Origin of the sequence: Micromonospora tarapacensis (assembly GCF_019697375.1) — a bacterium.
Classification (GTDB): Bacteria; Actinomycetota; Actinomycetes; order Mycobacteriales; family Micromonosporaceae; genus Micromonospora; species Micromonospora tarapacensis.
The window spans coordinates 2,700,798-2,723,619 of the sequence record NZ_JAHCDI010000004.1; the positions used below are offsets into that span (position 1 = coordinate 2,700,798).

The 22,822-nt window shown below is 73.4% G+C and carries 14 protein-coding genes, 1 tRNA gene and 5 pseudogenes; 1 reads left to right on the top strand and 19 read right to left on the bottom strand.

The features are described 5' to 3' along the window. Positions 1–14: 14 nt before the first annotated feature. The 10 genes and pseudogenes from KIF24_RS18205 to ald all read right to left on the bottom strand — a co-directional run bounded on the left by KIF24_RS18205 (position 15) and on the right by ald (position 9,522). Positions 15–974: a tyrosine-type recombinase/integrase gene (locus KIF24_RS18205; RefSeq protein WP_221085081.1), complete on the bottom strand. Its 960-nt coding sequence runs from the start codon at positions 972–974 to the stop codon at positions 15–17. Between the two features lie 113 nt (positions 975–1,087). Beyond that, a tRNA-Pro gene (locus KIF24_RS18210) sits at positions 1,088–1,161 on the bottom strand. Between the two features lie 164 nt (positions 1,162–1,325). Continuing rightward, positions 1,326–2,726, bottom strand: coding sequence for a ribosome biogenesis GTPase Der (gene der / locus KIF24_RS18215; RefSeq protein WP_221085082.1), 1,401 nt, complete (start codon positions 2,724–2,726; stop codon positions 1,326–1,328). Beyond that, positions 2,723–3,403 (bottom strand): (d)CMP kinase, encoded by a 681-nt coding sequence (gene cmk, locus KIF24_RS18220; RefSeq protein ID WP_221085083.1) that lies wholly within the window; start codon positions 3,401–3,403, stop codon positions 2,723–2,725. Before cmk ends, der begins: the two co-directional genes overlap by 4 nt. Before the next feature lie 157 nt (positions 3,404–3,560). Then, complete coding sequence (locus tag KIF24_RS18225) at positions 3,561–4,331, bottom strand: pseudouridine synthase (RefSeq protein ID WP_221085084.1); 771 nt, start codon at positions 4,329–4,331, stop codon at positions 3,561–3,563. After that, positions 4,318–5,220, bottom strand: a complete 903-nt coding sequence (gene scpB / locus KIF24_RS18230; protein ID WP_221085085.1) for an SMC-Scp complex subunit ScpB — start codon at positions 5,218–5,220, stop codon at positions 4,318–4,320. The genes KIF24_RS18225 and scpB overlap by 14 nt, the downstream gene beginning before the upstream one ends. After that, positions 5,217–6,210 (bottom strand): annotated as a pseudogene (locus tag KIF24_RS18235) (segregation and condensation protein A). The gene scpB and the pseudogene KIF24_RS18235 overlap by 4 nt, the downstream one beginning before the upstream one ends. Before the next feature lie 26 nt (positions 6,211–6,236). Further along, on the bottom strand, positions 6,237–7,160 hold the full coding sequence (locus KIF24_RS18240; protein WP_221085087.1) for a ParA family protein: 924 nt from the start codon (positions 7,158–7,160) through the stop codon (positions 6,237–6,239). 242 nt (positions 7,161–7,402) lie between these two features. Beyond that, a complete protein-coding gene (locus KIF24_RS18245) occupies positions 7,403–8,410 on the bottom strand; it encodes a tyrosine recombinase (RefSeq protein WP_230416594.1) in 1,008 nt (335 codons plus the stop codon). Next, on the bottom strand, positions 8,407–9,522 hold the full coding sequence (gene ald, locus KIF24_RS18250; protein ID WP_221085088.1) for an alanine dehydrogenase: 1,116 nt from the start codon (positions 9,520–9,522) through the stop codon (positions 8,407–8,409). The genes KIF24_RS18245 and ald overlap by 4 nt, the downstream gene beginning before the upstream one ends. A 291-nt stretch (positions 9,523–9,813) precedes the next feature. Between ald and KIF24_RS18255 the strand changes: the two genes are divergently transcribed. Next, positions 9,814–10,071, top strand: a complete 258-nt coding sequence (locus KIF24_RS18255) for a TM2 domain-containing protein (protein ID WP_221085089.1) — start codon at positions 9,814–9,816, stop codon at positions 10,069–10,071. Between the two features lie 67 nt (positions 10,072–10,138). Here KIF24_RS18255 and KIF24_RS18260 read toward each other — a convergent pair. From KIF24_RS18260 to recN, 9 genes and pseudogenes are all read right to left on the bottom strand, one after another. After that, positions 10,139–10,738: pseudogene (locus KIF24_RS18260) on the bottom strand (NUDIX domain-containing protein); the annotation flags it as partial. Further along, the gene (locus KIF24_RS18265; protein WP_221085090.1) at positions 10,735–12,480 is read right to left on the bottom strand and encodes a CTP synthase; all 1,746 of its coding nucleotides are present in this window, start codon (positions 12,478–12,480) and stop codon (positions 10,735–10,737) included. The gene KIF24_RS18265 and the pseudogene KIF24_RS18260, both read right to left, overlap by 4 nt. Before the next feature lie 137 nt (positions 12,481–12,617). Further along, positions 12,618–14,932 (bottom strand): annotated as a pseudogene (locus KIF24_RS18270) (hypothetical protein). After that, on the bottom strand, positions 14,932–16,107 hold the full coding sequence (locus tag KIF24_RS18275; RefSeq protein WP_221085091.1) for a glycosyltransferase family 4 protein: 1,176 nt from the start codon (positions 16,105–16,107) through the stop codon (positions 14,932–14,934). The pseudogene KIF24_RS18270 and the gene KIF24_RS18275 overlap by 1 nt, the downstream one beginning before the upstream one ends. 52 nt (positions 16,108–16,159) lie before the next feature. Continuing rightward, positions 16,160–17,792, bottom strand: a pseudogene (murJ, locus tag KIF24_RS18280) (murein biosynthesis integral membrane protein MurJ). Position 17,793: 1 nt separating this feature from the next. Then, positions 17,794–18,660 (bottom strand): hypothetical protein, encoded by an 867-nt coding sequence (locus KIF24_RS18285; protein ID WP_221087421.1) that lies wholly within the window; start codon positions 18,658–18,660, stop codon positions 17,794–17,796. Between the two features lie 59 nt (positions 18,661–18,719). Then, on the bottom strand, positions 18,720–19,661 hold the full coding sequence (locus KIF24_RS18290) for a copper transporter (RefSeq protein ID WP_221085092.1): 942 nt from the start codon (positions 19,659–19,661) through the stop codon (positions 18,720–18,722). A gap of 27 nt (positions 19,662–19,688) precedes the next feature. After that, complete coding sequence (steA, locus tag KIF24_RS18295; protein ID WP_221085093.1) at positions 19,689–20,867, bottom strand: putative cytokinetic ring protein SteA; 1,179 nt, start codon at positions 20,865–20,867, stop codon at positions 19,689–19,691. Between the two features lie 119 nt (positions 20,868–20,986). Continuing rightward, positions 20,987–22,743 (bottom strand): annotated as a pseudogene (gene recN / locus KIF24_RS18300) (DNA repair protein RecN). Positions 22,744–22,822 lie beyond the last annotated feature (79 nt).

The window sequence follows — 22,822 nt, forward strand, 5'->3', positions numbered from 1 at the left end:
CAGCCGACACCCGCCTATACGCGCTCGCCGATACCCAGTCGCGCCTGCGTCTCCTGTGCCCGCTCGGCGGCGGCGCTGGCGCCGTAGTGGCGAGGCATGTCCCCTGAGGTCCATCCGAGCAGCAGCATCAGGTCACCGGAGTCGCCGCCGGCACGCTTCCACTCGTGGGCGAAGCTGTGCCGCCACCGGTGCGCGTGCACGTCCGCCACGCCGGCCGCGGCTCCCAACCGTTTGAGCAGGATCTTGATGCCGTTCGGAGTCAACGCTGCGGTGCCTCGTTCGGCCAGCCACAGGTTCGGCAGGGCGGCGCCCTTGTGCTTGTCCCGGGCCCGCAGATAGCGCGACAGCGCCCGGGCCGTCTTGGGCCCGAACCGCACTCGCCGATCCTTGGCGCCCTTGCCGTGGAAACGCACCGACTCCGTGTTCAGGTCCACGTCGTCGACCAGAAGGTTGCCGACCTCCGACAGGCGTGCGCCGGTGTTGCAGTACACCCGGATCAACGCCTCGTCGCGCAGGTTCGCGAAGCCTTTGCCCTTGCAGGCGTCGAGAAGCTTGCTGGTGTCCTCGTCGCGCATGACCGGGATCAGCTTGCGGGGTGTCTTCGGCTGCCGCACCCGCTGCATCGGCGACCGGTCGATGGCCTCCTCGTCGAGGAGCAGCCACTTGAAGAACTGCTGCAGTCCCTTGTGCTTGTTCACCGCCGTCGACGCGGACCTGGTCTCGATCATCCAACCCTGGAACGCCTCCACATGCGCCCGCGTCACCGCACACGGATCCTCGGCCGCGTCCCCGGCGTCCGGATCCGGCGACTGCTCTGCCAGATAGCGGCCAAGCTGCGCGGCGGCGAGGAGGTAGTTGTAGCGGGTGGTCTCCGGATAGTTCCCGGCCCGCAGGCACCGGTCCCAGTCGCGGAGGAACCCGGCCCAGGTCCGGGAGAGCCCGACGGTGAGTTTCTGAAGATCCAGTAGTGGCATGACAACCTGCCCGAGTCAAGGAGTCCAACAGCGGCGTGCCAGACCAGGCATCCATGCCGAGCAATGAAAAGAGGGCTCCCGCAAGTCTCTGACCTGCGGAAACCCTCTCGCTGTCGGGACGGCCGGATTCGAACCGACGACCCCTTGACCCCCAGTCAAGTGCGCTACCAAGCTGCGCCACGTCCCGATGCCCTCGCGTGATCTCCCGCGCGACAGCCGGTACAGCTTAGCGCAGGAACCCCCGTCCGTCGCACAGGCCCCTGTCCGGCTGGTGACCGCCCACACCACCGGTAAAGCGTCCTAGGAGGGTGGGATCCTGGGGGTGGTGGTCGGGGAGGCGGGCGGTGTGGGTCAGCCGTGTGCCTTGCCCCGGCCGCCGGGGCCGAGCTTCTTGCGGGGGCGTACCGAGATCTCGATCGGGCTGCCCTCGAAGCCGAACTCCTCGCGCAGCTTGCGCTCGACGAAACGCTGGTAGCCGGCGTCCAACGGCCCGGTGGTGAACAGCACGAAGCGCGGCGGGGCCACACCCGCCTGGGTGGCGAACAGGATCCGCGGCGCCCGGCCGCCCCGTACCGGGTGCGGGGTGGCCTGGACCAGGGCGGTGAGCCAGGCGTTGAGCTGTGCGGTGGGGATCCGCGTCTCCCAGCTGGCCAGCGCCCGATGCAGGGCGGCGGCCAGCTTGTCCACCGCCCGCCCGGTCTTCGCCGACAGGTTCAGCCGGATCGCCCACGGGATCCGGCGCAACTCCCGGTCGATCTCCTTGTCCAGGTAGTACCGGCGATCGGCGTCGACCAGGTCCCACTTGTTGAAGGCGATCACCAGTGCCCGGCCGGACTCGGTGACCATGGACAGGATCCGCTGGTCCTGCTCGCTGATCGGCTCGCTGGAGTCGAGCAGCACCACCGCCACCTCGGCCGCCTCGATCGCCGAGGCGGTCCGCAGACTGGCGTAGTACTCGGTGCCGCTGGCCCTGGCGACCCGCTTGCGCAGGCCGGCCGTGTCCACCAGGTGCCAGGTCTCGCCACCGATGTCAACCAGGCTGTCCACCGGGTCGACGGTGGTGCCGGCGACCGCGTCGACGACCGCCCGCTCCTCACCGGAGAAGCGGTTCAGCAGACTGGACTTGCCGACGTTCGGCCGGCCCACCAGGGCTACCCGGCGCGGGCCACGCGGGCGGTTCTCCGCCACCTTCGGCGCCTCGGGCAACGCCGCCAGGATGGCGTCGAGCAGGTCGCCGGAGCCGCGGCCGTGCAGCGCCGACACCGCGTACGGCTCGCCCAGGCCGAGCGACCACAGCGAGGTGGCCTCCAGCTCGACGTTGGTGTTGTCGGCCTTGTTGGCCACCAGGATTACCGGTTTGGCGCTGCGGCGCAGCATCTTCACCGCCGCCTCGTCGACGTCGGTGGCGCCCACCGTCGCGTCGACCACGAACAGCACCACGTCGGCGGTGGCCACAGCCGCCTCGGCCTGGGCGGCGATCGCCGCCGCCCGGTCCTTCGCGTCCGGCTCCCAGCCGCCCGTGTCCACCACGGTGAACGCCCGGCCGGACCACTGTGCGTCGTACGGGATCCGATCCCGGGTCACTCCGGGCACGTCCTCCACGACGGCCTGGCGGCGGCCGATGATCCGGTTGACCAGCGTGGACTTGCCGACGTTGGGACGGCCGACCACGGCCACCACCGGCTGCGGTCCGGTCGGCTCCTCGGTGTCGAGGTCCGGCTCCCGCAACTCCACCCAACCGTCGTCACTCACGCCGCTGACCGCTCGGCCAGCAGTGCGCGCAGCCGTGCCACGACCTCGTCGATGCCCAGCTCGGTGGTGTCCAGCACGACCGCGTCGGGTGCCTGGGCGAGCGGGTCGGCCTTGCGGGTCGAGTCCAGTTGGTCACGCCGGGCCAGGTCGGCGGCGGTGACCGCGACGTCGGAGGCGTTCTCGGCGCTGCGCCGGGCGGCACGCGCCGCCGCCGAGGCGGTGAGGTAGACCTTCAGGTCGGCGTCCGGGGCCACCACGGAACCGATGTCGCGGCCCTCGACGACGATCCGGCCCGCATTGATGATCATGTCCTGCTGGCGGGCCACCAGCAGCGCGCGGACCGCCGGCACGGCGGCCACGGCGGAGACCGCGGCGGTCACCTCGGGCCCACGGATCTCGGCGTCGACGTCCACGCCGTCGGCGGTCACGCCGTACCCGGCGGGGTCGGTGCCGATGCGCAGGTCGACCTCGCCGGCAACCTTGGCCACCGCCTGGGCGTCGGTCAGTTCGACGCCGGAACGCAGCACCGCCCAGGTGATCGCCCGGTACATCGCACCCGTGTCGAGGTACCGGGCGCCCAGGCCGGTGGCGAGCCGCCGGGAGACGGTGGACTTACCCGAACCGGACGGCCCGTCCACAGCGACCACGCAGCGCCCGGCCGGTACGTTTTCCTCCACCGTTGTCCTCCTCAGCCCGTACCTCACGTTCCGCCTCGACGGTGCACGCGAGCGGTTGACCACACGTCCTCAATCATGCCCGGCGGCGCCGCGTACGGCCTGCCGACGTCACCGGGCCGTCAGGAGCCTACCCTCAGCCGTACCCGCGACCGCGCGGTCAGTCACCCACGGCCTTGAACAGGGCGGCGACCTCCGCGTTGGTCAGCCGTCGGGTGCGCCCGGCGCGCAGGTCGCCGAGCCGGATCGGCCCGATGGAGGTACGCACCAGGCGGCTCACCGGGTGGCCGACCTCGGCGAGCAGCCGCCGTACGATGTGTTTGCGGCCTTCGTGCAGGGTCAGCTCGACCTGGGCGGTACGTCCCAGACTGTCCACCACCCGGAACGCGTCGACCGTCACCGGTCCGTCGTCCAGCTCGATCCCGGCCGCCAGCCGCCTGCCGAGGTTGCGCGGGATCGGCCCGGCGACCTCGCACAGGTACGTCTTCGGCACCCCGTACGAGGGGTGCATCAGGCGGTGCGCCAGGGTGCCGTCGTTGGTGAGCAGCAGCAGGCCCTCGCTGTCCGCATCGAGCCGCCCGACGTGGTAGACCCGCTGTTCGACGCGGTTGCCGATGAAGTCGGCCAGGGCGGTGCGCCCCTTCTCGTCGGCCATTGTGGAAACCACTCCGCGCGGCTTGTTCAACGCCAGGTAGACCAGCCGGGTGTCGGCCACCAACCGCTCGCCGTCGACGTGGATGACCGCGGTGGCCGGGTCGACCTTGTCGCCGAGCTGGGCCACCCGCCCGTCGACCGTCACCCGCCGGCGGAAGATCAGGTCTTCGCAGGCACGCCGGGAGCCCACACCGGCGGCGGCAAGCACCTTCTGCAGGCGCTCGGGGCCGGTGTAGACGGGCGCGTCCGGGGACGGGGTGCGGTTATCGCGTGGCATCGGCAAGCTCTTCTACGTCGTCGGGGAGGAACGGGGCCAGCGGTGGCAGGTCGTCGAGGCTGTCGAGGCCGAGCTTCTCCAGGAACATCGTGGTCGTCCGGTACAGGTACGCCCCGCTGTCCGTCTCGGTGCCGCACTCCTCGATCAGGCCCCGGGAGACCAGGGTACGGATCACCCCGTCGCAGTTGACGCCGCGGATGGCCGAGATGCGCGACCGGGTGACCGGCTGCTTGTACGCCACCACGGCCAGGGTCTCCAGCGCGGCCTGGGTCAGCCGGACCGACTGCCCGTCCAGGACGAACCGTTCGACGTAGGTGGCGTATTCCGGCCGGGTGTAGAGACGCCATCCGCCGGCCGCCCGGCGCAGCTCGAATCCGTGGCCGGCGGCGGTGTAGCCGGCGGCGATCTCGTCCAGCATCGGGCCGATCCGTTCGGCGGGCTGCTCGAGCACCTGGGCCAGGATCAGCTCGCTGACGGGTTCGTCCACCACGAGCAGGATCGCCTCCAGCGCGCCACGCAGTTCGGCGTCGTCGAGCACCGGCGGCGGCTCCGGCACCACCCGGGCCCGTGCCGGCGGACGCTTCCGCCCCGCTGCCGCGCCGTCCTGCATCGCCGAACCCGGGTCGCCGGTCGCGGACCCGGCCGTCTCCCCGCCCGCCCCCGCACCGTGCGCCGAGGTTTCGGTGTCGGAGTGCCCCTGGCGGGGCAGCTGCGTACCGGAGTGCCCCCGGCGGGGCAACTGGGTACCAGGATCTGTCACGTCGTCGGGCTCGCGTGGGGCGGGGAGGTCTTCGGGAGCGGGGTCGCGGGGCGGGGTGGTGCGCTGCCAGGGTGGGATCCAGGCGGCGGCCTGGTCGGCCAGGGAATCGGGGCGTTCCTCGTTGCTCATCCGGCTCGCTCCTCCGTCGTTGCCGTCCCGGCCGCGCCGGATGCCGGCTCGGCGCCAGGTGCCGGCTCGGTGTCCGCCGCCGGCCCGGCGGGCGTTCCGGCGTACTCGTCGATCGTCAGAGTCTCGCCGCCGTCGGCGGGGCCGGTCCAGCGGACAGTCAGCTCCTCCAGGGCCTGCTCCTGGACGAAGGCCACCACGCCCTGCCGGTACAGCTCCAGCAGGGCGAGGAACCGGGCGACCACCTCCAGGGTGGCCTCGCAGTCGGCACAGAGCAACGAGAACGTGGCGGTTCCGGCGCGACGCAGCCGCTCGGCGATGACCGCGGCGTGCTCCCGCACGCTGACCCGGACCATGTGCACGTGCGCGATGGAGACCTCGGGCACCGGCTTCGGGCTCATCGCCTTGACGGCCAGCCGGAGCAGCCGCTGCGGGCCGACGCCGAGCACCAGGTCGGGCAGCGCCTCGGCGAAGCGGGCCTCCAGGGTGACGGCGCGGGGGTAGCGGCGTCCGCCGACCTCCTCCAGGACGGCGATGTGCGCCGCCGCCTCCTTGTAGGCCTTGTACTGCAACAGCCGGGCGAAGAGCAGGTCCCGCGCCTCCAGCAGCGCGAGGTCCTCCGGGTCCTCCACCTCGGCGGCGGGCAGCAGCCGGGCCGCCTTCAGGTCGAGCAGGGTCGCGGCGATCAGCAGGAATTCGCTCGCCTCGTCCAGGTCCCAGGCGTCGCCCATCGCCCGGATGTAGGCGATGAACTCGTCGGTGACCCGGTGCAGGGCGACCTCGGTGACGTCGAGCTTGTGCTTGCCGATCAGTTGCAGCAGCAGGTCGAAGGGGCCGGTGAAGTTCGCCAGCCGGACGGTGAACCGGCCGCCGTCCGCCGACGCCACGTCGGCGACGGAAAGTGGCACGCCAGGGTCGGCCGCCAGGGTCGGAGTCTGGGCCGCGGCGGTCGGGTCGATGGGCGGCGCACTCACGCCGACGACCGTAGTCCACGGTCTGGACACCTGGAAATTGCCGGCCTACCGGTCCGCCTGCGCGGCGATCACCTCACGGGCCAGCTGACGGTAGTTGCGGGCGCCCGAGGACGCCGGGTCGAGCGTGGTGATCGGTGAGCCGGCGACGGTGGACTCGGGAAACTTCACCGTCTTGGTGATCACCGTCTGGTAGACCTTGTCGCCGAACGCCTCCACCACCCGCTGGAGCACCTGCCGGCAGTGCGTGGTGCGGCTGTCGTACATGGTGGCGAGGATGCCCTCGAGCTCCAGGTCGAAGTTGAGCCGCTCGCGCACCTTGTCGATGGTGTCCAGCAGCAGGGCCACCCCGCGCAGGCTGAAGAACTCGCACTCCAGCGGGACGAGCACGCCGTGCGAGACGGTCAACGCGTTGATCGCCAGCAGGCCGAGCGACGGCTGGCAGTCGATCAGGATGTAGTCGTACTCCTTGCGGACGCTCTTGAGCACCCGCGCCAGGGCCATCTCGCGGGCGACCTCGTTGACGAGCTGGATCTCGGCCGCGGAGAGGTCGATGTTGGCCGGCAGCAGGTGCAGCCCGGCCACGTCGGTCTTGATGAGCACGTCGTCGGCGGTCACGTCGTCCTGCATCAACAGGTTGTAGACCGACAGGTCCAGGTTGTGGGGGTTCACCCCCAGCCCGACGGAGAGAGCGCCCTGCGGGTCGAAGTCGACAAGCAGGACCTTGCGACCGTACTCGGCGAGCGCGGCACCGAGGTTGATGGTCGTGGTGGTCTTGCCGACGCCGCCCTTCTGGTTGGCCATGGCGATGATGCGGGCCGGGCCGTGCCGGTCGGTGGGCATGGGCTCGGGGATCGGCTTGCGCATCGTGTAGGCGGCCGGGTCCGCCGGGCCGAGGTCCGAGCCGAGGGCGTTCTGCTGTTCGCGGAGCTCGGTCGTCCAGGTCTCGGCACGGTCACCGTTGCCAGCCATGTTCTCGTTGCCCCCTCCCGACGACCATCCGGCGTCGGAGCCGCCCGACGTCCTTCGCAGCGCCGCTGCGCACCCCGGTCCACTCGCCGCGAGGGCCGCGCCGATGCCGACTGTACGCCACCGGCCAGCAGGGGTTCGGCACCCGCTCGGCGTGTCGGCCGACGGCGTCCGGCAGCGTCGGTCGGCCCCGCGCCCGCGGCCGGCGGCACCCGGCCCTCCGCCGCGAGGCCGGCCGGTGGCGGTCAGCCCCGGGCGCGCGGGTGCGCGGTGGCGTAGACCTCCCGCAGCCGTTCGACGGTGACCAGGGTGTAGACCTGCGTGGTGGTGACCGAGGCGTGGCCGAGCAGTTCCTGCACCACCCGCACGTCCGCGCCGCCGTCGAGCAGATGGGTGGCGTACGAGTGGCGCAGCGTGTGCGGCGAGACGGCGTGCGGCCCCTCGACGGTCAGGCCGGCCCGCACGGCGGCGCGGCGCAGGATGGTCCAGGCGCCCTGGCGGGTCAGCGGGCCACCCCGGGCGTTGAGGAAGACCGCCGGGGTGCCCCGACCGGCGGCGGCCAGCCCGGGCCGGGCCCGCACCAGGTATGCGCCCAGCGCCCGCGACGCGTACCCGCCGATCGGCACCAGGCGGGTACGCCCGCCCTTGCCGCGGAGCACCGCCACCGCGTCGTCGAGGTCCACATCGTCCACCGCGGCGCCGACCGCCTCGGAGATGCGGGCCCCGGTGCCGTACAGGAACTCCAGCAGCGCCCGGTCGCGCAGCGCCAACGGCCCGGCGTCGCCGGCCGCGTCCACCGGCCCGGCGGTCTCCAGCAGCCGGATCACGTCGTCGACCGGCAGCGCCCGGGGCAGCCGGCGGGGCGGGACGGGCGGACGGACGTCGCGGCTCGGGTCGGCGCCGGCCAGGCCCTCGCGCACCGCGAACCGGTGCAGGCCGCGCACCGCGCTGGCGGCACGGGCGGCCGACGAGACGGCCAACGGTGGATGCCCGTCGGCGCCGGCGCGCAGCCGGGCGAGGTGACGTTCGATCTCGCCGGCCGAGACGGCGGACAGGTCGGTCACTCCGGCGGCGGTCAGCGAGCCGAGGTAACGGTCCAGGTCCCGGCGGTACGACGCGAGGGTGTTCGCGGCCAGTCCACGTTCGACGGTGAGGTGGTCCAGGTAACCGCGGAGGGCACGACGCAGGGCCGGCGCGGGCGCCTCGCCCGCGTCGGCCCGGTCCGCCTCGGCGGTGCGCCGGTCGCCGGTCAGGCCAGCACCTCGGCCAGCGGCAGGGTGGGCAGGCCGTGCGCGTCGGCGACCGGGCCGTAGACGACCTGCCCGGAGTGGGTGTTCAGGCCCAGCGCCAGCGCCGGGTCGCGGCGCGCGGCCTCGCGCCAGCCGTGGTTGGCCAGCTCCAGCGCGTACGGGAGGGTGACGTTCGTCAGCGCGTAGGTGCTGGTGTTCGGCACCGCGCCGGGCATGTTCGCGACGCAGTAGAAGATCGACTCGTGCACCCGGTAGACGGGATCGGCGTGCGTGGTGGGCCGCGAGTCCTCGAAGCAGCCGCCCTGGTCGATGGCGATGTCGACAAGCACGCTGCCGGACTTCATCCGGGAGACCAGCTCGTTGGAGATCAGCTTCGGCGCCTTCGCGCCCGGCACCAGCACCGCGCCGATGACCAGGTCCGCATCCAGCACGGCCCGTTCGATCTCGTACGCATTGGAGGCCACCGTCTGCAGGTGGCCCCGGTAGATGGCGTCGGCCTGCCGCAACCGGCCGACGTTCTTGTCCAGCAGCAGCACCTCGGACTGCAGGCCCAGGGCGATCGCGGCGGCGTTCATGCCGGAGACGCCGGCGCCGATGACCACGGTCTTGGCCGCGTACACGCCGGAGACGCCACCGGGCAGCACCCCCCGGCCGCCACCGGTGCGCATCAGGTGGAAGGCACCGACCTGCGGGGCGAGCCGTCCGGCCACCTCGGACATCGGCGCGAGCAGCGGCAACGACCGGTCCGGCAGCTCGACGGTCTCGTAGGCGATGCCGGTGACCCCGTGGTCGAGCAGCGCCTGGGTGCAGTCCCGGGACGCGGCCAGGTGCAGGTAGGTGAAGAGGACCTGCCCCTCGCGCATCCGGTGGTGCTCCTCGGCGACCGGTTCCTTGACCTTGAGGACCAGTTCCGCGGCGTCCCACACCTCGTCGGCGGACTCCAGGATCTTGGCGCCGGCCGCGGTGAACTCCTCGTCGGTGATGCTCGACCCGATCCCGGCGCCGGCCTCGACGAAGACCTGGTGGCCGGCGCGGCTGAACTCGTTGACGCCCGCGGGCGTGATCGCCACCCGGTACTCGTGGTTCTTTACCTCGCGTGGGATGCCGACCTTCACGATGCAGACACCTCTCTTCGGGGAGATCCTCCCCGAGTGCGCGGTGCCGTGGCCGGCCCCTTTGCCGCCACGGTCATCCGGTCCCGCCGGCGGCAGTCTAGGCGTGTCCGCAGCTCACCGGAGCCTGCACTGTGACACCCGGTCGCCGTTGCCGTTGACGAAGTGTCAGGTGTGGAACCCCGGCCCGGGTGGACGTCACCTCAGCCGTCAGGACGGTGTTCGACCCTCATCGTCCCACCTGGTGCGCACCGGTGCGGACAGCGACTGAGTCGATCACTATCGTGTCGCCTCATGACCACTCCTCCCATCCAGCCCGGGCATCCCCAGGGCGTTTCTGACAAGAGCAAGGTCGTCGCAGGCGTCCTCGGCATCCTGCTCGGCTTCTTCGGCGCCGGCCGGTTCTACATCGGTGACACCAAGACCGGCGTCCTACAGCTCGTCGTGAGTGTCTGCACCTTCGGCGTCGGCAGCCTCTGGGGCCTCGTCGACGGCATCCTGATCCTGGTCAACGGTGGCGTCGACGCGCAGGGTCGACCGTTGCGCGACTGAATCGACGCGACCACGCGGGGGCCGGGCGGAGAACCGCCCGGCCCCGCGGCGCGTACCGGCGGTCAGCCGGGCAGCGGGTGTCCGCCCGGCGCAGCACCGACCAGCCGGCGTCCCGGGCACGGGCGGCGGCGAGCAGCCCGGCCACGCACGACGCGTTGGTGATCTCACCCGCCAGCACCATGCCGACCGCCTCGTCCAGGTCGATCCGGACGATCTGCAGGTCGGCCTCCTCGTCGTGGCGGTCGTGCCGCTGCGGCGCCGGGACGTCGTCGAGGTCCCGGGCCAGGAAGACCCGGACCAGTTCGTTGGTGAACCCGGGTGAGCTGTGCAGGTCGACCAGGACGTCGAGCCGGCCGGCGGTGAGGTCGACCTCCTCGGCCAACTCGCGGGCCGCCGTCGCCGAGGGATCCTCCCCGGCCACGTCGGTCAGCCCGGCCGGCAGTTCCCACAGCCGCCGGCCGACCGGCTGGCGGTACTGCCGGATCAGCACCACCTGGCCGGCCTCGTCCACCGCGACCACCGCCACCGCGCCGACGTGTCGGACGAGGTCGCGGGCGGCCGTGCCGCCGCCGGGCATGGTCACCTCCTCGGTGACCACGTCGAAGATCCGGCCGCGGTAGCGCACCTCGCGGGAGCGCACCTCGTAGCGGTGCTCCACGGCGCTCACGACGCCGAGGTCGCCTTCGTGGCGATCCCGTTGCGGCTCGCCCGCTCGGCGGTGGTGCTGCTGCCGTCCAGTTCGACCGGAAGCTGGTCGGCCTGCGAGTACCTCACCGCGGCCTGGACGAAGGCGGCGAACAGCGGGTGCGGCCGGGTCGGACGGCTCTTGAGTTCCGGGTGCGCCTGGGTGGCCACGAAGAACGGGTGCAGGTCCCGGTCCAGCTCGACGAACTCGACCAGCCGGCCGTCCGGCGAGGTGCCCGAGATGTGCAGCCCCGCCTTGGTGAGCTGGTCACGGTAGGCGTTGTTCACCTCGTAGCGGTGCCGGTGCCGCTCGCTGACCTGCGTGCTGCCGTAGGCCTGCGCGACGAGCGAGCCCTCGGCGAGGGCCGCCGGGTACGCGCCGAGCCGCATCGTGCCGCCGAGGTCGCCCCGGCCGGCCACGATGTCCTCCTGGTCGGCCATGGTGGCGATGACCGGGTGCACCGCCTCGGCGTCGAACTCCAGCGAGTTGGCGCCGTCCAGGCTGGCCAGGTGCCGGGCCACCTCGATGGTCATGCACTGCAGGCCGAGGCAGAGGCCGAGCAGCGGGATGCCGTTCTCCCGCGCGTACCGGGCGGTGCCGATCTTGCCCTCGATGCCGCGGACACCGAACCCGCCGGGGATGACGATGCCGTCGACACCCGCCAGGGCCGCCGCCGCTCCCGTCGGGGTGACGCAGTCGTCGCTGGGCACCCAGCGCAGCTGCACCCGGGCCCGGTGGCCGAAACCGGCCGCCCGGATCGCCTCGCTGACCGACAGGTACGCGTCGGGCAGGTCGACGTACTTGCCGACGAGGGCGACGGTGATGGTGTGCCGGGGCTGGTGCACCCGCTCCAGCAGGTCGTCCCAGCCGTCCCAGTCCACGTCGCGGAACGAGAGCCCGAGCCGACGCACCACGTACGCGTCGAGTCCCTCCCGGTGCAGCACCTTGGGGATGTCGTAGATGCTGGGCGCGTCCGGCGCGGCGATGACCGCCTCGGCGTCGACGTCGCAGTAGAGGGACAGCTTGTGCTTGAGCTTGTCCGGGATGTCCCGGTCGGAGCGGCAGACGATCGCGTCGGGCTGGATACCTATGCTGCGCAGCTGCGCCACCGAGTGCTGGGTCGGCTTGGTCTTCAGCTCGCCGGAGGGGGCCAGATAGGGCACCAGCGAGACGTGCAGGTAGAAGCAGTTGTCCCGGCCCAGGTCGTGGCGGACCTGGCGGATCGCCTCCAGGAACGGCAGCGACTCGATGTCACCGACCGTGCCGCCGACCTCGGTGATCACCACGTCCGGGATGCGGGCGTCGTCGTCCGGGTCGGCCATCGCCATGATCCGCGACTTGATCTCGTTGGTGATGTGCGGGATCACCTGGACGGTGTCGCCCAGATACTCACCGCGCCGCTCCTTGGCGATCACGTCGGAGTAGATCTGGCCGGTGGTGACGTTCGCCTTGCCGGAGAGCGCCCGGTCCAGGAATCGCTCGTAGTGGCCGACGTCGAGATCCGTCTCGGCGCCGTCCTCGGTGACGAAGACCTCGCCGTGCTGGAACGGGTTCATCGTGCCGGGGTCGACGTTGAGGTACGGGTCGAGCTTCTGCATCGCCACGCGAAGCCCGCGGGCGGTCAGCAGATTGCCGAGGCTGGAGGCGGTCAACCCCTTACCCAGCGAGGAGGCGACGCCCCCGGTGACGAAAATGTGCCTGGTCGTCCGTGCTGATGGGGCCAAGGCCTGCTCCCGTGTCGTCCGTCGCGGTCATGCAGACCGCCGAGCCGATCAGCGAAGTGATCACGCGATCCACGGGATTCCACGCTAACACCTCCCCGGCGGCGCACCAGGGCCGCACCCGGGTACGCGGCACCGGGTCACCCGGTCGCGACCTCGGCCGACGACCGCAGGGCCCGGCCGCGCGCGCGTCCGGGCTCCGATCCGGCGGCGCCGCCGGGTCCCGCGTCGTCGTCCGGCGCCGCGCCACCGGCGCCGACCGGCGTCCCGGCACCGTCCCGCGCCGGTCCGCCGGCACCCGCACCGCCGTCGCCGTCCGCGGTGACCGGGCCCCGTCGGCCGGACGGTCCGCGCCGGGCCGGGTCCGGTCCGCGGAGTGGTCGAGGACCCGCAGCGCGGACAGCGCCGCCATCGGCACCACGACCGCGGCGGCCGCGCCGGCCACGTCCAGCGCCGCGGCACCCAGCACACCGCCGATCCCGGCCGCCACCGCGGTGCCCGCCATCGCCGCCCGGACCGCCGGGTAGATGCCGAACAACCGCAGCAGCCCGCCCCACGGCTGCAGCAGCGCGAACCAGACCAGCAGGGCGCCGACCAAGGCCAGCACGGTCAGCGGGCTGTTGACCAGGGTCTCGTAGCTGGACGCACTGGAGCGCTGCACGGTCAGCCCGGCGGTGCCGTCGCCGAGCGCGGCCAGGAACCGGCCCAGGCTGCCCCGTTCGGCCGGCGAACGACCCAGGTCCACCACCGCGAACCCGACCGTCACCGCCACACCGGCCACGGCCGCCCAGGCGAGCCGGGTCAGGGTCAACCAGCCGCCGGCGCTGATCGCCGCGGCGACGCTCACCCCGGCGGTCAGGGCGATCGCGCCGATCGAGTCGGCACCCAGGTAGGGACTGCCCACCACCACCACGGCGGCGCCACCCACGATCACCATCACGGTCGGCCGCCAGCCGCGGCGCACCCGCTGGGCCAGCCAGCCCGCGCTCAGCAACGCCCCGGCGACGAACACCCCGAGCCCGACGGTGCCGAGCCCGGCGTAGCGGCCCCCCTCCAGCGCGGAGTAGCCGACCACGCCGTTGAGCTGCAACCGGGCGCCGGTGACGACGTCCAGGCCGATGGCCAGCGCGGTCAGCCCCGCCACCGCGCCGAGCGGGCCGAGGGTGGTGTGGTAGCCGGGGGTCAGCCGCACCAGCAGCGTCGTGGCGGCCAGCAGCACCGCGGTCAGCCCGGCGAACGAGGCGGCCGGATGGGCGTAGCGCCACCACGGTGCGGCCTCGGCGAGCAGCGCCGCCGGAACCGCGAGCGCGGCGGCCACGAGCAGCACCTCCACGGTCGCCACCACCCGCCGGGACACCGGCTTCGGCCCGTACGGCCCGGCGTGCCGGCGGGCCCGGCGCAGCAGCGGCAGCACCGCCACGGCGAGCACGACCTGGGCGGCGGCGAGCAGGACGAAGAACCCGCCGCCCACCTCCCGCTGGGCGGCGGCCTCCCGGTCCGCGTCGGCCGGCTCGGCGATCGCGGCGGACAGGTCCGCCGGCCGGCCGCCGACCGACTCGGCGGGCCGGCCGAGGAACGGCCGGTCGGGCATCGGACGGCCCAACGCGGCCAGCGCGGTCGGCGCGAGATCGACCAGTTGGAGGTAGCCCCGGCGGTCGGTGCTGGGCGAGGTCAACCAACCCTCTTCCCAGCCGGGCCCGTCGGCGATCGCCACGTGCAGCCGCGACGGCCGTCCCGTGTCGGCGACGCCGGCGACGATCACCAGGGACTGCGGTGGCCGGCCGGCGAGCACCCGGGCGAGTCGCGCGTCGACGGCGCGGGCGGCCGACGCCCGCACCACCGGATCCTCGCCCTCGACGGTGCCGAGGTCGACGATGCTGAGCACGCACGAGCCGAGCAGCTCGGCCGGATCCTCGGGCAGGTTCGGCTCGTACCGGTCGACCCGGCCGAACGGCCGGGCCGCCGCCACCGCCGCTCCCGGCCCGACCGCCACCGAACAGCGCACCGACTCCGCCAGCGCACCGGGGACCGTGCCCCAGGGCAGCCGGTCCTGGTTGTGCAGGACCACGCTCTCCTGATCCGGCAGGTTCGCACCGATGCCGTCCGGCTGCTCCACCGTCACGTCGACCGGCGGGCACCGCTCGTCGGGGCGGCTGCCGGTCCAGGCGGCGAAGCCGCCGGCGCCGAGGGTCAGCCAGCCGTCCACCGGGCAGGTGGGCCGGTGGGCGGAACGCACCGACAGCGACCCGATCGAGCCGTCGCGGGCCAGCCGCCACAGCGTCGGAGTCCGCTGCGGATCCACGTCGTCCCAGCGCAGGCCGGCCACCCCGACCAGGACGACATAGTCGGCGGACGGTCGCGGCGGCGGCGGCGGCTGCGGGCGGGCCGCCAGCGCGGTGACACCGAGCGCCACGACGACCACGGTGAGCAGGAACGGTGCGATTCGCCGCAACATCACCGGCGTCCCGTCGACGGTGCGTCGGCGCCCGGCGTGGCCGGCCCGGCGTGGCCGGGCGCCAGCTCGGCGTAGAGGGCGACCAGCTGGCCGACCGTCTCCGCCTCGGTCGGCCAGGTCGCCGCCCGCGCCGCGCCCCGCCGGCCCAGCTCGACCCGGCCGGCCGGGTCGTCGAGCAGCACGCGCACCGCGGTGTCGACCGCGTCGACATCGCCCGGCGACACCAGCACCGCGCCGTCACCGACCAGCTCCGGCAGGCCACCCACCGCGGTCGCGACCAGCGGTACGCCGGCGCGCAACGCCTCCTGCGCGAACAGCTGCCGGGCCTCCCAGTCGCTGGTCACCACGGCCAGGTCCGCGCCGGTGAGCAGGTCGGCCACATCGGTACGGTGCCCCAGCAGGGTGACCGGTGCCCGGGCGGCACTGACCCGGGCGGCCAGCGGCAGATAGGCGGGACCACTGCCGGCGATCACCACGACCGGCGGCGGGACGCGCTCCCGCCACCGGGCGGCGGCGTCCACCAGCACGTCGTACCGCTTCTGCGGATGCAAACGGCCCACCGACAGGATCAGCGGCTGGTCGGCGGCGACGGCGAACTCCGCCCGTACGGCGGCGCGACGCCGACGCGGCGCGGGCAGTTCCGGAGCGGCGACCGGGGCCAGCCGGACGTCCGCCGCGCCCAGCGCGCCGGCGCGCTCGACCAGATCGGCGGAGGCGCCCAGGGTCACCCGGGCACCCCGGGCCACGATCCGCTCGGCCAGCCGGGACAGCCCGCCGCGCAACCCGCCGGCGAGCACCGCGTTGTGCCAGGTGACCACGACCGGGGCGGCCGGCCGGGCGAGCACCGCGACCAGCCCGGCGCGCAGCCCGTGCGCATGCACCACGGCGGCCCGCTCCGCGGCGAGCACCCGGCGTAGCGCGGCGACCGCGCGGACGTCGGCCGGGGTGGGGCTGGCCGGGATCTCCACCGGCCGGAACCGCGCGCCGGTGGCGGCGAAGTCGAACTGGTCCTGGGTCGCGGCCGGCCCGCAGACCAGCACCGGCTCGCCCGCGGCGGTCAGCCCTCGGGCCAGCGCTCGGACATGCTGCCCCACGCCGCCGGTGCTCGAGGCGAGCAGCAGCACCACCGTGCCGCGCCGGTGGTCAGCGGCCGCCGGTCCACTCCTCGCGCTCACCGCACCGGCCCTCCGTTCGCGACTGCGGGGCTCGCAAGCTCACTCCTCGCGCTCACCGGGACACTTCCTCCTTCCTACCCCGCGCCCGGGCCTGGCGCAGGCGTCGGCCCAGGCCGGCCAGCAGCGGTCGCAGGTCCTGCCGGTCGACCAACCAGACCACGCCGAGGAACACGACACCGACCAAGACTCCGGACAGCATGCCCTGCACGAGTGCCGTCCACCGCGCCGGGGTGCCGTCCCCGGCGCCCAGCAACCGCAGCAGCGCCACCCCGGCGAGGGCGGCCGTCGTGCCGGCCAGCAGGCCGGCACCGCCGGCCCGTCCGGCACCGGCCAGAGCCGCCCGGCCACCCGCCCGCCCCACGGCGACCAGCAGCAACACGCCGAGCAGCAGCATCCCCACGGAGTTGGCCAGTGCCACGGCGAGCACCCGGTCAGCCACCGGGAGCAGGCCGGAGAGCGGCAGCAGCACCAGCGGAACCGCCAGCCAGCCGGCGGTGATGGCGACGGTGGCCGCCCGGGTCGCGCCACGCGCGTACAGCGCCCGCGACAGCACCGCGAACAGGCCGTAGCCGAGCAGCCCGGGGGCGTAGCCGGCGATCGCCGCGGCGGTGGCGGCGTCGTCGAGCGGGAAGAACCGCCCGATCGGCCCCGCCGCGCCGACCAGCACCGCCGCGCCGAGGCAACTGCACAGCAGCACCGCACGCACGGTTGCGGACAGCACGTCCCGGTAGGTCCGCTCGTCCGCGCCGGCCGTCGCGGCCAGGGTGGGGTAGGCGGCGGTGGCCAGCGGCACCGCCAGCACCGCCCAGGGCAGCAGGTAGAAGGTCTGCGCCAGGTTGAACACCTGGAACGCCTGGGTCGGTCCGCTGGAGAGCCGGTAGAGGATCATCGCCAGCGCCACCTGCTGGGCGGTGACCGTCACCACGCCGGCCACGGCCAGCCCGCGCACCGGGCCCGCGCGTCGCGCGGGAAGGCGTACCCGGCGCGCAGCGGCAGCCGCAAGCGGCGCAACGGGATCAGCAGCGACAGCGACAGCACCACCACGCCGAGGGTGGTGCCGACCGACAGGATCAGCTCCGCGCCCCGGCCGGCCTGCGCCACGCTCGCCCCGGTACCGGCCACGTCGGCGAAGACGAGATAGGCGACGATGACCGTCAGGCTGGACAGCAACGGGGCGATCACCGGCCAGGCGAAACGGCGGTGTGCCTGGAGCACCCCGGTGAGCACGATCCCGATGCCGTAGAGCGGCAGTTGCGGCGCGAACACCCGCAGCATCCGGGTGGCTGCCGCCAGTTCCTCCGGCGACCGGCCGTCGCCGAGCAGCGAGACGACCGGGCCGGCCGCCAGCGCCACCAGCACCGCCAGCGGCACCAGCAGCGTCACGGTCCAGGTGAGCAGGGCGCCGGTGATCGTCGCCACGGTCCGCCGGTCCCCCGCCGCGGCGGCTCCGGCGAGCAGCGGTACGACCAGGCTGGCCAGCGCCCCACCCGCGACGATCTCGAAGATGATGTTGGGGATGGTGTTCGCGAGGACGTACATCGCGCCCAGGTCGCTGTCCTGCACCACCCAGGTGAAGACGGCGGTACGCCCGAACCCGGCCAGCCGGCTGACGACGGTGAGTACGGCGATGAGCGCGGCTGCTCCGGCCACCCGGCCGGCGCCGGCGAGGGGGCCGGTCTGGTCACCTCAGTCGGCGCGCCGGCCCAGCGCGTCGAGTTCACGCAGCCCCGGGGTGTCGGCGATGACAGCCGTGAAACTCACCTTCTCGCTGGCCGCGGTCAGCCCGGCGAGGACGGCGAGCAGCCCGGCCCGACCCGCCGGGCCGGTCCGGGCGGCCAGCGCCACGCCGAGCAGGGCACCCAGCGCGTTCGCGCCGCTGTCGCCGAGCATCACATCCTCGCCGAGATCGGCGGGCAGCAGCCCGACGGCGGCGCCGACCGCGCCGGCGGCGATCCCGCCGTGCCCGCCGACCGTCAGTGGCGCCCCGAGCAGCAGGCCCGACTTCAGCGCCCGCCCGGGGCGCAGGTCGAGCAGGTTGACCAGGTTCGCCGTGCCCGCCACCACCCCCGCGCCGAGCAGCACGTCGACGCCCCGGCCCAGCGCGCCCTGCCGCTGCCGGCGGCGGTGCCCGGCCACCCGAGGGTCGGCGCAGAGCAGGGTCGCGGCGGCCAGGCCGGCCGCGCCCACCCCGGCGATCTTGACCAGGCCGGCGGTGACCCGGCCCTGTCGCAGCGCGGCCAGGTGGCCGGCGAAGCCCTTGGCGGCCTTCTGCTCGGGCCGGGCACCGACCACGTCGTCGTAGAGCCCCACGGCGCCGGCGCCGAGCCCGGCCACCAGGGTCGCTGCCCCGGCCGGCACGCTCGCCGCGCCGGCCGCCGCCGCACCGGAGGCGGCGACTGCGAGCGCCGGGCCGCCGGCCAGGGTGACCGTGCGTCCGCGGAAGTTCGTCCGCTCCAGCGCCGGCCCGGCCGGGGAAATGCGGATCTCACGCAACGCGTACCGGGCGGTGGCCGCCCCGATGCCCGCCACCAGCAGTCGACCGAGCACGCTCAGGTCCCCCCTCCCGCCGGCCGGCGGAGATCGTCGGAATCGGGCACCGGATGCCTCCCGGCTCACTGGGGCAGTCTAGGCACCAGGGAAGCGGCGTTGTCGCCGACACCGTACTGGCCGGCCTTGCGCTCGTTGAGCTGCTGCACCAGTGCCAGCGTGGTGACCAGTTGACCCTGCACCGTGTTGGCGTTGTCGACGGTCGAGATGGTCTGGGTGAGCACGGCGTCGCCCCTGACGAAGGCCACCAGGTTGCCGCCGGCGGAGCCGTTGCCGGCCACCACGATCGCCCCGGTCCGGTCGAACTGCTCGGCGATCTTCACGACCGACTCGTCCTTCTTGGCGGAGTCCTTGTCCACGTACGGCTGCCCGCTGACCACCACGACCGCCTCCGCGGGTGCCGTGACCCGGTCGGAGGTGGTCAGGTAGTTGGCGTTGCCGTACGCGGCCAGCACTGCCCGCCGGTCGGCCTCGGTGACCGGCGCCGAGCCGGCGGGCTGATCCAGCAGCACGGCGGCCAGCAGGGCACTCGAGGTCTCGACACCGTGGCCGTTGCCGGGCAGGCCGGCGGTCGGCGCGTTGGTCGGTCGGGCGGCGGTGACCGCCAGCTCCAGGAGGTTGTTGTTGTTCTCCGGGTTGATGAACTTGTCCTGCAGGTCGATCCGCCCGGTGATGTCGGCGCCCGCCAGCTGAAGCATCTTGAGCACACCTTCGGTGTGGTCGCGGCCGGTGGGCAGGCTGAGCACCAGCACCCGCTTGCCGCTCAGCGTGCCCGGCAGCATGACCTGTGCCATCTCGGCCGCGAAGTCCTCCTCCAGCTCCAGCTCCCGCTCCATGTTCTGGACCGCCTGGCGCATCTGCTGGTTGTCCTTACGCAGCGCGTTGACGTTCTCCTTGAGCGAGTCCGCGACCGGACCGTTGAGGGCCGCTGTGCCGACGACCAGGCCGATCGCCAGGGCGAGGAAGACCGCGGTCAGGGACACCACGTGGTACCGGAAGTTGATCACGCTTGAAGCCTCTTGATCGGTCGGGAGCTAGAAGAGCTGGCCGAGTTGGAACACGAAATTGTCCCACCATTCGGAGACCACGCCCAGGTACGCCTTGCCAACGGTGGAGACGGCCACCGCCGAGGCCATCGCGGCGAGCGCCGAGAGGACCAGCAGCAACAGGGATGAACCCGAGATGCTCTGCCGGTAGAGCCGGCTGACGCCCTTGGCGTCGACCAGCTTGCCGCCGACCTTGAGCCGGGTGAGGAACGTCGACGCCATGCCGCCGCGCCCCTTGTCGAGGAACTCGACGAGCGTGGCGTGGGTGCCCACGGCGACGATCAGCGAGGCACCCTTCTCGTCCGCCAGCAGCATGGCGAGGTCCTCACTTGTCGCGGCGGCGGGGAAGGTCACCGCCGGCACCCCCAGGCCGTTGACCCGGGGCAAGCCCGGTGCCCGCCCGTCGGGGTACGCGTGCACGATCACCTCGGCGCCGCAGCGCAGCACGTCGTCGGTGACCGAGTCCATGTCGCCGATGATCATATCCGGGGTGTAGCCCGCCTCGACCAGGGCGTCCGCGCCACCGTCGACGCCGATCAGCACCGGCTTGAACTCCCGGATGTACGGGCGCAGCACGTCCAGGTCGGCCTTGTAGTCGTAACCCCGGACCACGATCAGACAGTGCCGCCCCTGCACCTCGGTGGCGATCTCGGGCACGCCGACACCATCGAGCAGCAGGTCACGCTCCTGCCGGAGGTAGTCCATCGTGTTGGCGGCGAACGCCTCCAACTGCACCGACAGGCCCTCCCGGGCGTCGGTCATCGCCTTGGCCACGGTCTCCGGGTCCTGCCGGCTGCCGTGCGCCACCGGGTCGTCGCCCAGGAAGACCGTGTTGCCGTCGATCCGCACCGTGTCGCCCTCGCGGATCCGCTCGAAGACCCCCTCACCGAGGTCGTCCACCAGCGGGATGCCCGCCGAGATCAGCACCTCCGGCCCGAGGTTGGGATAGCGGCCGGAGACCGACGGCTTGGCGTTGAGCACGGCACCGACGCCGACCGCGACCAGCGAGTCGGCGGCGACCCGGTCCAGGTCGACGTGGTCGATCACCGCGATCTCGCCGGGGCGGAGCCGGCCGACCAGCCGCTTCGTACGGCGATCAAGGCGTGCGGTGCCGAGGACCTGTCCCGGTTCCGCATTCCGGGCCCGGCGCAACGTGGGTAGACGCATCGTGACCATCCTGGCATGTGGGGCAGCTGAATCTGTCGCGACATGCCTGAGCAGGGCCGCCTACCCAGGGAAGCACACATGGGCGAAGGCCGTCGTGCCTCCGCTCACAATCAGCGGCGTCAGGGCCGCCGTTCCCTGGCCGCCACGGCCAGCAGTTCCTCCGCGTGAGCGATACCCAGATCCGAATCCGGCAAACCCGCCAGCATCCGGGCGAGTTCGCGGGCGCGTTCGGTGTCCTCCACCACCCGCACCCCGCTGGTGGTCACCGCACCGCCGGTGTCCTTCGCCACCACCAGGTGCCGGTCGGCGAAGGCGGCGACCTGGGGCAGGTGCGTCACCACCAGAACCTGGTGACTACGGGCCAGCCGGGCCAGCCGCCGGCCGATCTCCACCGCCGCCTGACCACCGACGCCCGCGTCGACCTCGTCGAAGACCAGCGTCGGCGGCCCACCGGAACCGGCGAAGACCACCTCGATGGCGAGCATCACCCGGGACAGCTCGCCACCGGAGGCACCCCGCTGCAACGGCAGCGACGGCGCACCCGGGTGCGCCAACAGCCGCAGCTCGACCTCGTCGCCGCCGTCCGGCCCGACGCCGACCTCGACGCCGTTGACCGGCAACGTGGGCTCGGCCCGGCCGGCCGGTCGGGGCAGCACCGCGACCTCGATCCGGGCGTGCGGCATCGCCAGGCCGGCCAACTCGACGGTGACCTGCTCGGCGAAGCGCACCGCCGCCTCCTGCCGGGACACCGACACCCGGCCGGCCAGCTCGGCGACCTCGCCGGCCAGCCGGGACGCCTCCCGCTCCAACTCGTCGAGCAGTTCGTCGGAGGTGTCCACGTCGGACAGGCGGGTCCGGGCCCGCTCCGCCCAGGCGATGACGCCGTCGACGTCGTCCGCGTACTTGCGGGTCAGCGCACGCAGGGCGGCCCGACGCTCGTAGAGGGCCTGCAGTCGGGCCGGGTCGGCGTCCAGGCCGGCGAGGTACGTCGACAGCTCCACCGAGACGTCGGCGACCAGGGTGGCCGCCTCCTCCAGCCGGGCGGACAGCTCACCCAGCGCCGGATCGGTGCCGGCCTGCGCCTCCAGTGTCCGCCGGGCCGTGCCGAGCAGCGTCGATGCGTCGGGCGTGTCGTCGGTTGCCTCCAGCCCGCCGGCCACGCACTGGTGGGCCAGCTGCGCCGCGGTACGCAGGCCCTCCGCGTGCTCCAGCCGCTGCGCCTCCGTCTTCAACTCGGCGTCCTCGCCCGGCTGCGGATCGACCCGGGTGATCTCGTCGAGGCCGAGCCGCAGCAGATCCGCCTCCTGGTGGCGTTCCCGCGCGTTGCGCCGCCGGTCCGCCAGGTCGTCGACCATCCGCCGCCACCGGGTGTACGTCTCGCGTGTGGCGTCGAGCAGCTTCTCGTGCTCCGGGCCGGCGAACCGGTCCAGCGCGGCCCGCTGCTCGGCCGGGCGCAGCAGGCGCAGCTGGTCGGACTGGCCGTGCACGGCCACCACCTGCTCACCCACTTCGCCGAGCATCGACACCGGCATGCCGCGCCCGCCCAGGTGCGCCCGGGACCGACCCTCCACGGTGACCGTACGGCTCAGCAGCACGGACCCGTCCTCGTCGGGCTCACCCCCGGCGTCGGTGATCCGGGCGTGCACCGCCTCCGCCACCCGGCCGGCGAGGCGCAGCCGCCCTCGACGACGGCCCGGCCCGGCTCGGCCCGCACCCGCCCGGCGTCGGCGCGGCCACCGAAGAGCAGGCCGAGACCGGTCACCACCATCGTCTTGCCGGCACCGGTCTCGCCGGTGATGACGTTCATGCCGCCGGCCAGCGGCAGCGTCGTGTCCTCGATGACGCCCAGTCCGGTGATGCGCAGCTCCTCCAGCACAGCACCCGACAGTAGACGCGAGGCCCGACACTTGACCAGCCGGCACGGGCCCGCGGTTCGGCGGCGCCGCCGAACCGCG